Origin of the sequence: Microbulbifer sp. THAF38, from assembly GCF_009363535.1 — a bacterium.
Classification (GTDB): domain Bacteria; phylum Pseudomonadota; class Gammaproteobacteria; order Pseudomonadales; family Cellvibrionaceae; genus Microbulbifer.
Genome location: NZ_CP045369.1, coordinates 912,206 through 925,379, shown reverse-complemented (window position 1 = coordinate 925,379; position 13,174 = coordinate 912,206). Strand labels below are relative to the sequence as shown.

The 13,174-nt window shown below is 49.7% G+C and carries 11 protein-coding genes and 1 tRNA gene; 7 read left to right on the top strand and 5 right to left on the bottom strand.

Translation table 11 applies throughout. From position 1 onward, the window contains the following. The first annotated feature begins 476 nt into the window (after positions 1–476). Positions 477–635 carry a helix-turn-helix transcriptional regulator gene (locus tag FIU95_RS21405; RefSeq protein ID WP_253868841.1) on the top strand — a complete coding sequence of 53 codons (159 nt, stop codon included), beginning with the start codon at positions 477–479 and terminating at the stop codon, positions 633–635. Between the two features lie 475 nt (positions 636–1,110). On the opposite strand, the gene FIU95_RS21605 is transcribed toward FIU95_RS21405, so the two are convergent. The 3 genes from FIU95_RS21605 to gltX all read right to left on the bottom strand — a co-directional run bounded on the left by FIU95_RS21605 (position 1,111) and on the right by gltX (position 3,175). Further along, the gene (locus FIU95_RS21605; protein ID WP_256366403.1) at positions 1,111–1,242 is read right to left on the bottom strand and encodes a hypothetical protein; all 132 of its coding nucleotides are present in this window, start codon (positions 1,240–1,242) and stop codon (positions 1,111–1,113) included. A gap of 240 nt (positions 1,243–1,482) precedes the next feature. Continuing rightward, positions 1,483–1,558, bottom strand: a tRNA-Ala gene (locus tag FIU95_RS04075). Between the two features lie 141 nt (positions 1,559–1,699). Next, positions 1,700–3,175 carry a glutamate--tRNA ligase gene (gltX, locus tag FIU95_RS04070; protein WP_152451741.1) on the bottom strand — a complete coding sequence of 492 codons (1,476 nt, stop codon included), beginning with the start codon at positions 3,173–3,175 and terminating at the stop codon, positions 1,700–1,702. A gap of 275 nt (positions 3,176–3,450) precedes the next feature. Here gltX and FIU95_RS04065 point away from each other — a divergent pair, with 275 nt between their 5' ends. The 6 genes from FIU95_RS04065 to FIU95_RS04040 all read left to right on the top strand — a co-directional run bounded on the left by FIU95_RS04065 (position 3,451) and on the right by FIU95_RS04040 (position 11,936). After that, positions 3,451–3,981 carry a hypothetical protein gene (locus FIU95_RS04065; RefSeq protein WP_152451739.1) on the top strand — a complete coding sequence of 177 codons (531 nt, stop codon included), beginning with the start codon at positions 3,451–3,453 and terminating at the stop codon, positions 3,979–3,981. A gap of 48 nt (positions 3,982–4,029) precedes the next feature. Continuing rightward, positions 4,030–6,546, top strand: coding sequence for a TcfC E-set like domain-containing protein (locus FIU95_RS04060; protein WP_152451737.1), 2,517 nt, complete (start codon positions 4,030–4,032; stop codon positions 6,544–6,546). After that, complete coding sequence (locus FIU95_RS04055) at positions 6,533–7,483, top strand: hypothetical protein (protein WP_152451735.1); 951 nt, start codon at positions 6,533–6,535, stop codon at positions 7,481–7,483. Before FIU95_RS04060 ends, FIU95_RS04055 begins: the two co-directional genes overlap by 14 nt. A 409-nt stretch (positions 7,484–7,892) precedes the next feature. Continuing rightward, entirely contained in the window at positions 7,893–8,426 is a 534-nt protein-coding gene (locus tag FIU95_RS04050) for a hypothetical protein (protein ID WP_152451733.1), read from the top strand. Positions 8,427–8,467: 41 nt separating this feature from the next. After that, positions 8,468–10,990: a TcfC E-set like domain-containing protein gene (locus FIU95_RS04045; protein ID WP_152451731.1), complete on the top strand. Its 2,523-nt coding sequence runs from the start codon at positions 8,468–8,470 to the stop codon at positions 10,988–10,990. Further along, positions 10,977–11,936, top strand: coding sequence for a hypothetical protein (locus FIU95_RS04040; protein ID WP_152451729.1), 960 nt, complete (start codon positions 10,977–10,979; stop codon positions 11,934–11,936). Before FIU95_RS04045 ends, FIU95_RS04040 begins: the two co-directional genes overlap by 14 nt. Positions 11,937–12,059: 123 nt before the next feature. On the opposite strand, the gene FIU95_RS04035 is transcribed toward FIU95_RS04040, so the two are convergent. Further along, on the bottom strand, positions 12,060–12,743 hold the full coding sequence (locus FIU95_RS04035; RefSeq protein ID WP_152451727.1) for a molecular chaperone: 684 nt from the start codon (positions 12,741–12,743) through the stop codon (positions 12,060–12,062). A 100-nt stretch (positions 12,744–12,843) separates the two neighbouring features. Beyond that, on the bottom strand, positions 12,844–13,167 hold the full coding sequence (locus FIU95_RS04030; protein ID WP_152451725.1) for a hypothetical protein: 324 nt from the start codon (positions 13,165–13,167) through the stop codon (positions 12,844–12,846). Positions 13,168–13,174 lie beyond the last annotated feature (7 nt).

Here is a 13,174-nt window from a genome sequence, read left to right as displayed (position 1 = left end):
TCCCTGTGGATACATGATGGTGCTTTTGATCCTTGATGGTCGAATCAAGCTAGGTGGCTTAATTATCTCAATAAACCCCATTCAGCGCGCTTAGCATTTGCATAACCACCCCCGTCAGATCCACGTTAGTATCTCCAGTAATCTACGACCTGCCAGCCGCTACTGCCATCTGATCGGGACACCCATTCCAGGCCGGCACATAGGTTATTGACGTGGTGAAGTTGTTGAACGTGAGCGGTTAAAGGCATGCTCTACTTGTAGGAACGACAAACCCTAACCACCAGAGGCAAGCGCCCCGGCGACTTTTAGCCGCAAAGGTCTGCAGTGTTTTATTCGGTCTTTTGGCGACAAACACCGGGAAACTACTAACTATTTATCAGCTTACAAACGGGTATTCTGACTTATTTCTAATTTAGCAATGCAAAATGCAGTTTTGTTTCGAAAATCGAAAATTTGCTATTACGGGAGTACCTAATATGGCTAGATATTTGAGGCCGGGACACCTGGGCAAATGCCTGCGCAATACACGGAAATTGAAGGGGATGACGATCGCACAGTTGGCCAAGCAGCTGGGGCTGGCACCATCTCAAGTTTCGAAAATGGAAACAGGCAAACAGAAGTTAGCGGCGGAGTAACTACCGGCCTGGTGTGAGGCGGTGGGGATTACTTTGGCGGAAGTGTATGGGGTGGAGAACCTGCACCACTTTTGGAAATTTCCTTTCCTCCGCTAATAGCGAAACTTTATTCACAGCTCCCTATGGAGTGGCAGCTGCATGTGCAGAGGACTATTGAGAGTATCTATCAGTTATGGAAAAGAGGACGATATACTTAAGACCTTTAATTACCCTCCACTACTCCTCTGACTATTAACCAACTGGACATCAATTATCAAAATGAGGAGTATTCTATTTTTGGAAGCCAATTGATAAGCGGAGTATCGATTCTGTGGCGACAGATAAACAGATAAGAAGCTCACAAAGCTACCTCTATTCTAGGCAGCATTAACGACGCCAATAATAATTAGCTTAGGTATAACCTTGTATATATGCCTAAGCTCCAATCTCTATTACGCCCCAGGGTATAGCGGCCTTAATAAGGCTACTGAATTTTTCAGCATTCCTTATCGTTTAATCGACTCGCCGCAGGGCCGTGCAAAAATTGCTCAAACTCTTCACCATAGGCAAAGCCAATTCCACTCCACCTGACACAGTGATCCCCATCCGCGTATGCAACTGCATCCATGTCGAAAGTACGCCTTTTATTCTTTTTGTAGAATTTAACTGAACGACTCTACACCGCAAGCACGAGCCTGGCAATTAACGATAAAGCTGACTAACCTTATGCCGACTCAGGGGTCACACGCAAAAAATTACCCACTTTTTGTTCTAACCGAGTTTTGGACTTAATAGGGACTTAAATTTCAGGCACAAAAAAACCCGCTACTTGAGCGGGTTTCTAGGTCGTTGATTTACAACGATAATTTGGTGGAGCTAAGCGGGATCGAACCGCTGACCTCAACACTGCCAGTGTTGCGCTCTCCCAGCTGAGCTATAGCCCCAAATCCTTTTTGCTTAACGTTTCCGTTGAAAGCGAGGCGCATTTTAGCAAGGTTTAGGCGCCTGTCAACAGAAAAAATAACTTTTTAATCAATTAGTTACAGCCGGACCGGCACAGCCCCCTGCCGGGGGCTGTAAAGCGCTTAGGGGAGTGAGGCGTACTCCTTTTCCCAGCGTTTGAGGACTTTCTTTCCGGCACCGCCCAGGGCGTCGATGGCCTGGCGCAGGCGGGCGCGGCTGAGGTCGGGGCCCAGCAGTACCATGGCGTCCATTACGGAGAAGGAGGCGGTGGTGCCACTGATGGCGACAAACAGGGGCGCGTTGAAGTCTTTGAGCTTGATCTCCATGGCCGTGGCCAGGGACTTCACACCCTGGAAGATGCTATCGCGATCCCAGGTGCGCAGGGCTTCCAGGCGCCACAGGGTGAATTGCAGTAACTTCTTCTGCTCTTCCAATTCCAGCTTGTTGCCGCTGAAGCTCTCTTCGGTGAGCGGCAGCTTGCCTGCGGCGAGGAAGCTCACCAGCGGTGCGAAGTCCCCAAAGGTCTCCATACGCTCGCGGGCATGGGGCAGTACTTTGAGCAGATTCTCGCGGTTAAACATCCAGTCGATGAGGCGATCGGCGAGCTGTTCGTTTTCCAGTTCGCGAATCCACAGGCCATTCAGCCAGGATAGTTTTTCCACATCGAACACCGGGCCGCCCAGGGAAACGCGGTGGATATCGAAGTGCTCGAGCATTTCCTCTAAAGAAAACTTCTCGCGCTCATCCGGCATGGACCAGCCCATACGGCCCAAATAGTTGAGCAGCGCTTCAGGCATAAAGCCGGCGCGCTGGTAATAAAGAATCGAGGTAGGATTCTTGCGCTTGGACAGTTTGGTTTTGTCCGGATTGCGCAGCAGCGGCAGGTGGCAGAGCACCGGCATTTCCCAACCAAAATATTCGTACAATAGTTTGTGTTTGGGCGCCGAGTTAATCCACTCTTCGCCACGCAGCACATGGGTGATCTCCATCAGGTGATCGTCCACTACGTTGGCCAAGTGGTAAGTGGGCATACCATCGGACTTGAGCAGAATTTGCGCATCCACTTGAGCCCAGTCGATCTCAATAGAGCCGCGTAGCAGATCTTCCACCACGCAGGTACCACTCTCCGGCACATTCATGCGTACGACGTAGGGTTCACCGGCGGCACGGCGCTTTTCCACCTCTTCTTCCGGCAATGCCAGGTCGCTGGGCTTCAGTGAAGTGCGGCCGGCCTCGCGCAGCTCTTCGCGCAGTTGCTCCAATTCTTCGGCAGTGCGGTAGCAGTGGAAGGCATGCCCCTTCTGCACCAGTTCATCACAGTGAGTTTTGTAAATATCACCGCGTTCGCTCTGCCGATAAGGACCGTGTGGACCGCCGACATCCGGCCCTTCCTGCCAGTCCAATCCCAACCAGCGCAGGCTATCGAGAATCGCCTGCTCGGATTCCGGGGTGCTGCGCTGTTGATCGGTATCTTCGATACGCAACACAAACTGGCCACCCTGGGCGCGGGCAAAACACTGATTAAACAGGGCGATATAAGCAGTACCAACGTGGGGATCACCGGTTGGAGACGGTGCGATTCGGGTTCTTACGGTCATGACAAACCTGATTGAAGGTGAATAAAGGACACTTAAGGCGCGGGATTATAGCGCTGGCCGGGCCTTGGGCACAGGCGTAGAAAAGCCATGAAGAAGATCTTTTAGACGCCACAAACCAAAAAATCCCCACAAATGGCGTGACTTAAATCACAAAAAAAGTATCATTTCCGCCATAAAGACGGAATAGCTTGACTAACGCAGTACCCCTGACCCGTGCAGGATCTTCGCGAGCAGCTTTTCACAGAACGATAACCAACGGCTCAGGAAGATACGCCATGCACAAAAATGTAGTTCGTTCACTGGTCTCTGCCGTCGCAGCAGGCATCCTTTTCAGCACCTCGGCAGCCACCATGGCGGCTCAAGATAGCGCCAGCAGTGATATCACTCTTAGCTTTACCCCGACTATTGAAATTGCTGCAGTTGGTGATGTTTCAATTACCGATCCCGCGCTGGGTTCCGATGCGGTTGCCAGCGAAGATTTTTGTATTGGCGGTTTTGGCTTCCCCACGTTCAGCATTACCTTCGAAAGCGATGATGACAACAACGATCCAGCATTCACCCTGACAGACGGCGCAGGCCTTGAAGTGCCTTACAGCGTAGGCTTTGATAACAGCACCAGCGGAACCTTTACCGCGGTCAACGCAGGTCAGGCAGTCACCGGGCAAACGCGCAACGCCGCCTCCTGCAGTGGTTCTGACAACGCCAGATTCCAGATCACTGTTGCCAATGGCGATTGGCAGACCAGCGACGTCCTCAATGGTACCGACTATACCGATACCCTGCTGATCACCGTCGCTTCTGAATAATTTTTTGGCGTGGCCGGATAGGATTTCCAGCCAAACCGATTGCAGTTTATGGCAGGAAGTCTTAATCGATGGCATGCGCTGGCTTTTTGCCTGGCGCAAGCCATTCACGCCAATACCTTTGCAGCCACAGCAGCCACTTTTCTGCTGGAAACCTCTGCACCGGAAGGTTTTGATACGCTAACTGAACCGCAGCAGTTGCTGGCGGATCTCTACTATGGTGGCCGCTATATAGGCGCAGCGCAGATTACCGCTGACCCCACCCATATTCATTTCGACCAGCCCGAATTATTACTCCCGCTGCTGCCAGCATTACTGGATAGAGAGGCGGTACTGGCAGCAATCAGCAAACCCTTGCCCAAAAATTCGCAGTATGTATGTCGCTCGGCCAGGCAAAAACACTGTGGCTACCTGCTGCCCGAAAAAGTAGCAGTGATTTACGACGAGAGCCGCTATCGGCTCGACCTGTTTTTTTCCGCAGACTTGCTGCCGCAAGAGGCGGCCATTACTGACCCCTATCTCCCTGCATCTACCAGTGCGTTTTCCATTGTGCAAAACCTCAACGGCACCTGGAGTGGGGTGGAAAGTGATCTCGGTGGCAACAGCCACAGCGCAACTTTAAATGGTAATACTATCGTCAGCTTTGGCGAGAGCGCCCTGCACGCCCGCTGGTCCGCCGCCACAGAGCAGCACAACCAAATTAGTGCGCTGCATTGGTCCAGGGATTACCGCGGAAAAGCCTACTCGATTGGTTTATTACAACCCCAGGGTGGCTGGCACTATTTCGGTAGCCAAAACACACTATATGGACTGGAATTACGCAGCTCACAGCTCAGTCGCACAGACACCAAACACCGGCAGGGCGCGCTGCTTGAAATCAATATGCCGGTGCGCGGGCGCGTGGAAATTTATCGGGATAAGCGACTGATTCACACGGAAATGCTGGAGGCCGGTAACCGCCTGCTTAATACCAGCACCCTGCCCCACGGCGCCTACGAAATCGAGGTGCGCACCTTTGATGAGATGGGCCGGGCATTGCACCGTCACACGGAATTTTTTACCAAGGATTCCCTGCTGCCCGCTCCTGGGGAGTGGTCCTGGAGTTTTCACGCGGGCCAGCCAGCAAAGACCTTTAGTAATACGCAAACGCTACCCGAGCGCTACGATGACATGCTGGTGCAAGGGTCTATTGCCCGCCGGCTCACCAGTAATCTGGGGCTCTTTGCAACGACGAGTTCAACCCAAGAGCAACAACTTTATGAAGTCGGCACCCGCTGGGTAGGGCGTTATTTTGAAATTTCACCGAGCCTAGTGACCAGCGACGATGGGCGCAGTGGCCACAGGGTTCAAGCACTGTTGAAAACGCCTTTCGCCACACTGAGCGCCATTGATACCAGGCTGGATAACGCCAGGGTATTTAATGAGCCGAACAGCCTGCAGCTGTTGCCCAACGGTTATTCACAGCGCAGCCTGGCTGTGCAGAGTAGTCTATTTGGGGGGCAACTGGCTTTGCGTTTGCGCGAGCGGGATAGCTCCTACTATTTACTGCCCGGAGAGCAGGCCGATCGGCTGGAAAGTGCACGCAAACTCACCACACTCTCGTTTAAGCGCAATATTTTCAAAAGCGCAAAGTGGCTCGGCAGCGCGACCCTCTCCTACAGTGAGGCCGATGAACAACAATACACCGGCCTGGAGGTAGAATTCCGGAGGCGCTCCAAACACTGGCAACACAGTGCAAATCTACATAGTGAACGCAGCAACCACAGTGGTCGCGAACAGCGGTTGGCCCTGCAAACACGCTGGCACGATAGAGACTTATGGGCCGCGGAATTTGAGCAACAGCTTTCCGCGGAGAAAAGTACACAGACTCGCTACTTAGAGAGTCGCAGCTATCTCGCCGGTCATTTCGGTTATTTAAACAGCACCCTGGGTTTTAATAGCGATAACACCGGCAAGGCTTTCAATTACCTGGGCGGTTTCAGCACCAATTTGATTGCAACGGGGAATACCCTCGCCTGGGGCGGCGAGCGCACATTGGAAAGCGCAGTCATTATTGAAATTGATGGGAGTGATCAGCAGGATTTTGAAGTGTTAGTGGACGGCACCCGACGCGGTTATGCCAAAGGCGGTGAAAAGTCTGTCATCAACTTACCCGCTTTTAAAAGTTATGACCTCTCCCTGCGCCCATTGGATAACGGTTTCTTCGATTACCGCGAGCAGAGCGAAACCTTTACCCTGTACCCCGGCAATGTGAACTCTACAACCTATCAGATAGAGCAACAGCGGCTCATTTTGGGGCGCCTTACCGATATGGGAGAGGGCTTAGCAAACACCCGGCTTTCCATCGGCGAACACAGTACCATTACCGACCAGTACGGTGTATTCCAGCTGGAAATCCATACAAACCAGAAAAGCCTGCGCTCCCAGGAATTAACCTGGGATTTGTGCCGTGCTCCCATAACTCTTCAGTCTTCCGGAGAGAACTGGCTGAATATCGGTACCATTGAGCAATCCGAGGCAAACTGCCAAATGGAATACACCGCGGAGGTAATCGGTGCACAACGTTAAAGACCTTCTCGGCAAACTCCTGTGGCTGGGTTTTCTTTTTCTTTCTTGCCATATGCCGGCCCAGGCCCAAAGTTGCTCCAGTAATGACAACTTACGCACCTGTAACCTTGGCGGTACACACAATCTGAATTACCAATCCAATACCAAGGAGATTGCCTTTACCTTGCGCAGCCGCAGTTCATTCGGTGGCCGCGCTTACACTTACTATGCCGAGCTTGCGCCTCTGAGTGGTAACACCTTTACACTGACTGCCGACAATGGCGATACCCTGGATATTGCCTTTACCTTAGACCCCAGCAATAGCGATGCACAGTCGCTCACCCTCAATAATCTCGCAGGCCCTTTTAACGGCAGTAGCAACGATACCAACGCCGCCCTTTTAGTGGAAATTGACAACACCAAGACTCCCTCTTCCAACCAATACACCGGAAGTTTCCAGCTCACCCTGGAGCAATACTTCCTTGTCTTCTTGACCGGTAGCGAAACCGTAGACTTTGATATTGTTTTGGAGGTGGAGCCCAATATTGTCATTCGCAATCTGGGGGATATTGACCTGAGTAATTCGGGCATCTCTTTTGGTCAGGCGATTGAGGGGCAGGAGGATTTCTGTATTGGAGGCATTGGTTTCGACCGCTATACAGTCAATCTTTCCAGCGGCAATGGCAGTACTGGAGGAAGCGGGATTTCCCCTTATGCCCTTAAAGGCGCCGCTGAGCGCATGGCTTATTCGGTCAGCTTCTCCGATGATTTAAATGGCAGTAACGCCAAGAGCCCGAATAACCAGGGCGATATACCGGGGTCTTTTGTAAGGCAATCCAATGAAGCCTGTATCAGCGACAACGCCAGAGTGACTATCTCAGTTGCCCCCTCAGACTGGGAGCAGGCCGGGGAGCCCATTTATACCGATGTATTAACCGTCACGGTTAGTAGCCAGTGACAGGTTATTTATCCAAGTGAACCCCTCAGGTTTAAGTATCTGGCACAACAATAAACTATATAATCCATAATATTCCGCTGGCTAATGGTTAATTCCAGCGCTTTTTTTCAACTCACTTTAAATTTCAGCAAAAAAATATACGCCGGCATTTGAATGACAAATAAATCGCTTTTACAAATAAAAACTCTTAGATAACCGCAATTTAATACGCGTTACCGGCCACACTCCAGTCACACGTCTTCCACACGCCTGCCACAAAAAACATCTCAAAGTTCTTGGTGTATTTTCACGAAAAAATTAAGAGGTTTTCACTATTCTCCACTGGCCTAATGGGCAATCTTTCCTATTCTTTTAACCGCAAAGTCAACTATAAGCTGTTCTCTTCACACTTGGTTAAAGGATATCAATAATGAACCGCATTTTATTACGCCGTGTCGCCCCCATGACGATGGCCCTCCTACTTCCTCTCGGAACCCCAATAGCACTGGCTGTCAACGAAAGCGCCGATACTGAAGTAACATTGAGGTTTACCCCTACTATTAGTATTAACGGTTTCGAAGATCTCGTCATTACCGACCCGGATTCAGGCGAGAATGCCGTTGATTGGGAATCTTTTTGTATTCGTGGCATTGGATTCTCCACTTTCGAAATTCTCTTTGAGAGCGAGAATGGCACTAACGAATACATACTAACGGATGGCACTATAAACATTCCCTATCAAGTCGGCTTTGAAAATGTAACCAATGGGGGCTTTACTCCCACTACCGAGGGAACCGCCTTGGCCGGACAAGCCATCCAAGATCCAGGTAACTGCAATGGAAATGGTGTGCCGGAAAATTCTACTTTCGAGGTGACGATTTTAAATGCGGACTGGGAGAACGCTAGGGTTCTAAGTGGCACCGAATATACTGACACCTTAACAATCACAGTAACGTCAGAATAACTAATCAAGAAACCAATCCCCAATTCTGGTAATAGTCCTTTATGGTAAGAAAAAAACCCGCCAGAAAATTTCGCTGGTTGTTATTGCCTGTATTAGCCTGGCAGGTAGTAGTTCACTCGGAAGAGTCGATCAACCCCAAAACAACCAATGTACCGGCGGGTTTTGAGGATCTCACCAAACCACAGATGGTTGTGGCCGACCTCTTCTATGGCGGCCAGATGATTGGTGCCGTGCAAATTACTGTGCATCCCACTTTTATCGAATTTCATGACCCATCCGCAGTCTTGAAATTACTACCACTCCCCCTAAATCCGGAGCGGGTGGAACAACTTCTTCAACAACCCCAGAGTAAAAATTCAGATCGAATTTGCCAAAACGCTGCACAAGACGACTGTGGATTTCTGACCCCTAAGGATTTTGCTGTTATCTACAACAACGACCTTTATCGTGTAGATGCTTTTTTCGCGCCAGATCTATTGCCGCAACAGGTGGCAATTTCCGACCCCTACTTACCGCCCTCGAGCAGCGGGTTTTCCTTGATACAAAACCTGGGTGCGGCCTGGGCTGGCAATTATTCTGACGAAACTGACAATAGCTACCGCACAACTTTTAATGGCAATACGATTATTGGATTTGGTGAGAAGGCAGTTCGCAGCCAGTGGCACTATTCAGATGAACAGGGCTACCAGGTTAGCAACCTGTATTGGGCCAAAGATTTTCGTGGTAAGCACTATTCTGCAGGACTCTTTCAACCCCAAGGCAATTTCGGCTATTTCAATACCTCACGATCAGTTTTCGGTGTGGAGTTCCGCAACTCCAGGTTAACCCGTACGGACCTCTCCTACCAGGAAGGCGCGCAGGTGGAAATTAATATGCCGGTGCGCGGTCGGGTAGAGGTTTACCGGGAAAACCGCCTGGTTCACTCCGAGTTACTGGATGCTGGCAACCGGCTGCTCGATACATCAGGTCTTCCCGGTGGGGCCTATGAGATTGAAGTGCGCACGTTTGATGAGTCGGGCCGCCTTCTTACCAGTTTCACCGAATTTTTTGCTAAAGATTTCTATCTGCCCGCACCGGGAGAGTGGCATTGGAGCCTACTCGCCGGGATGCCCACAGAATCAGGCAGCCATCGCGGCCTGCCAGATTATTATAACGAAGGTCTTGTACAGGCCTATTTGGGCCGCAGGGTCTCTGACAATATCGCGCTTTTCAGTACTATTTCTGCCACGGAAAACCAGCAATCCCTGGAACTGGGCGCACGCTGGATAGGGAGTCGGCTGGAACTCTCCCCGAATTTTTTGCTAGGCCGGGGAGGACAAAAAGGCTATAAAATGGAAGGGCTACTCGAACTCCCCTTCGTCACCTTAAATGCCTCCATTAGCAAGCTGTATGGAAATAAGCATCTATACCCTCAGGATGAATACCCACTACTGCGCAATAATTTTTCCCAGAAAATTATCGGTATGCAAAGTGCAGTTTTTGGCGGCAGCCTCTCACTTCGATACAACGAAAGAAGCCGAACAACGGCAATTTATTCTGACAATCTTCCCGGTGGGCCCTACTCAAATAACATCAGTAAATTTACCACGCTGGCCTATAGACGCTCACTGATCAGAAAAAGAAACTGGTTCGGCGATGTCATATTTTCTTACAACAAGTCAGGCGATGAAACCTATTCAAGCATCGATTTTCAGCTCAGGTACTACGCTGACCAATGGCAACACTCTGCCACGGCCCTTAGAGAATTCGGTAACGATCAAATAGAAACCCCACATAGATTGAGTTTTGAAAGCCGCTGGAACGATAGGGAACTATGGTCTGCGGAAGTGGAACAAGCCCTGGGGGTTGAAAATACTGATGATGGCTATTACCTGGAAAGCCGCACCCGTCTTTCCGGCCGCCAGGGGTTTATCAACTCGGCGGTAAATTACAGTAAGGATGGCAGCAATCGCACCACCAACTTTCTGGGTAGCTTTAGTACAAACATTATTGCCACTGGCAAGCAGATTGCCTGGGGAGGAGAACGGGCTTATGAAAGTGCTATTATTGTCGATATAAATGGCAGCGAAAATAATGATTTTGAAGTGCTTGTGGATGGTTCCCGCCACGGTTACGCAAAAGGGGGCAAGAAATCGGTCATCAACTTACTCCCATACCACAGCTACGATATCACCTTGCGACCACTGGATGATGGTTTTTTTGAGTTCAAGGAAAAAAGCCAGTTTATCACTCTGTACCCGGGAAATGTTTCCGAGAGCACCTACAGCATTCAATCACTCTACGTCATTATGGGAAGGTTAACTTCTTTTGGTAACGGCATCCCTGAGACGCTTGTTTCTATCGGTGAGCATGAAGTCACAACGGATAAATTTGGTGTCTTTCAATTGGAAGTCCCTATTGAGATGGAGGGTCAATCTACCCTGGAGGTCAAATGGCTTAACTGCAGTATTAGTGTTGAAGTCGAGGATTCCGGGGAAAACTGGATCAACTTAGGGACGCTACAGCAATCAGACGCCTACTGTCTCCCAGCCTTTGAAGTCAGCAAAAACAATGAAAAGCAATAAAAAGTTCCCTACCCCCAAGCCACTTTACCTGGCAATATTGACTGCGGGATTCACCATGGTGCAACCCAATTTTTCGTTGGCGGCCTGTACCGGGGACATTTATTTGCGCACCTGCGATCTACAGGGGCGCCATACTGTCAACTATGAAGCATATAAGAAAGAAGTGGATTTCACGCTCCGCAGCAATCGAAACGGTCATGCCCAGCCCTTTGCTATAAGAGTTATCCCCGAGATCGGCAGAAAGTTTCAATTGTTTTCCGACACAGGGGAACCACTGGATATATCCCTTTCTTTCTCCTCAAGGAACAGTGTGCCTACCCCTTTACGCCCGGATATATTCAGTAAGCAGTATCCAGGCAGCCTCAACGATTTGAGTAATTTCCTAAGCGTGAATATCAACCCTGCCAGTGCAATCACGTCCAACTTTTACTATGGCAACTTCCAGATGGAAGTGATGCAATATATCAATTCACAAAGTACCGAATCTCAAACAGTGAATTTTGATATTGAAATGGAAGTTGAACCTAGTATCAGTATCAGAAACCTCAGAAATATTCAGATTACTAATGCAAGCTTTTCTTCTGGGCAGGATATTACCGGCTACGAAGATTTCTGTATCGATGGGGTAGGCTTTAGTAACTATCTGGTTAATTTAACGAGTAGAAATGGAATTACTTCAGGCGCCAGAGGAGCAAAAATGTTTCAGCTCAATGGTGCAATGGAGAGTCTGCCCTATGCAGCCTCCTTTACCGACGATATGAATCAAACTCTTGGTGCCAGAACACTGAGTGTTGAGCAAGCTCGGGGCACCCTTCCAAACAGAGCCCCCGGACGGTGCCTAACGGACAATGCCAGGCTGTTTGTAACTATCCCCGCCGGCAGCTGGGAACATGCCAGAGGCACCTACTTTTCAGATGTCCTAACGGTAACCGTTACCAGCCAATGACTGATTGCTAGAAGCTGAAAAACGCTCTTAAAGAACCACTCTTAAGAATTATTTTAGAGCAACAAACAAAATAAAAAGAAGCAGTAAGGCCAGAATCTTATGCCTCACTGCCTCCCATTAGATTTATCCCTTCAGTGGAAAGCGGATTTTTTCGCTGTTTTGGCCGCGTAGTAACACTTCCAGCTCGCCATTGGCTGGCACATCCGCCACTTCAATACTGGTACCGGCATAGAGCCTGCCTGAGGTTTCGAGCTTTTCGCACTCCCCTTCGGCAAAGCAATGGCGAACTTCCACCACCTCAACATTAATATTGCCGTTATTGGTGAGACGATAAGAGCCGTTTTCTTCTTCCAACCCAACTTTGTAGGCTCCGCCTTTTGGCTGGACAAAAACCAGCGCCTGGTAAGCCACAAGAATTTTCAGTGCGGTTTGCTCTGTCTTAATTTCGCCGACAACCGGCTTGAAAGTCACGCGGTAGACTTTCTCTTCCTCCAGGTTGCGATCGAGCGCCATCAGGCGAAAGCGCTTTCTCTCTCCTGGAGCTAACACGGCTTTCGATGGGCTCACCAGGAGTTTGAATTCATCGGGATTGATCACCCGAATTCTCTCTTCATTTTCCCTGCCGGGATTATCCACACGAAAAATTTCCGTCTGTACATAAAGAGTTTCTTCATCTGGGTTACTGACTACGACATCATCCCTTGAGCTGGGACCATCCTCCAAATAGAGGACAATTTTATCCACAGACATGGCAGCCATTACCGGCTGGGCAATCAGCAATACAAATGCAATGAATAGTTTTTTCATAAGTGACCGAGTATTTTGAGAGACGCTTATTCTAAACCCGACATTTTACACTGGTGAAATGTTGGTTACTTCTTTTAAAACAGGCACATGAGCAAGATAGTTATTCTGCGCTGATTATCAACTCTGAAACTCCTTTGATATCCCCCTCAGTCAGACACCGTTTAGCCCCAAAATCTAGTGCCTGCTGCCCCCTACTGAAATCCTGCGCCAGGGCTGTCACACTGATGTGCTTAGCCGGGAGATTTCGCAAGCATAACTCGCGGTGAGTACCCCGCTCCGCCTGTCGCAAAGTCGCATTCGGCGAAAAAACTAGCGTAATCTGCGCCGTCGCAGAAGCTGAACTACTGGCAGCTGCAGGGTGCACGATAAAAACACCAGCCAACCAGCCAAAAAGCAAAACCGCGCCCAATCTGAAACTGCTCATAGGCGGT

Coding starts and splice junctions, on each gene's coding strand:
- gltX (WP_152451741.1), bottom strand. CDS start 3,175: ATGACCGTAAGAACCCGAATCGCACCGTCTCCAACCGGTGATCCCCAC.
- FIU95_RS04065 (WP_152451739.1), top strand. CDS start 3,451: ATGCACAAAAATGTAGTTCGTTCACTGGTCTCTGCCGTCGCAGCAGGC.
- FIU95_RS04050 (WP_152451733.1), top strand. CDS start 7,893: ATGAACCGCATTTTATTACGCCGTGTCGCCCCCATGACGATGGCCCTC.
- FIU95_RS04035 (WP_152451727.1), bottom strand. CDS start 12,743: ATGAAAAAACTATTCATTGCATTTGTATTGCTGATTGCCCAGCCGGTA.
- FIU95_RS21605 (WP_256366403.1), bottom strand. CDS start 1,242: ATGGATGCAGTTGCATACGCGGATGGGGATCACTGTGTCAGGTGGAGT.
- FIU95_RS04030 (WP_152451725.1), bottom strand. CDS start 13,167: ATGAGCAGTTTCAGATTGGGCGCGGTTTTGCTTTTTGGCTGGTTGGCT.
- FIU95_RS04060 (WP_152451737.1), top strand. CDS start 4,030: ATGGCAGGAAGTCTTAATCGATGGCATGCGCTGGCTTTTTGCCTGGCG.
- FIU95_RS04045 (WP_152451731.1), top strand. CDS start 8,468: ATGGTAAGAAAAAAACCCGCCAGAAAATTTCGCTGGTTGTTATTGCCT.
- FIU95_RS21405 (WP_253868841.1), top strand. CDS start 477: ATGGCTAGATATTTGAGGCCGGGACACCTGGGCAAATGCCTGCGCAAT.
- FIU95_RS04040 (WP_152451729.1), top strand. CDS start 10,977: ATGAAAAGCAATAAAAAGTTCCCTACCCCCAAGCCACTTTACCTGGCA.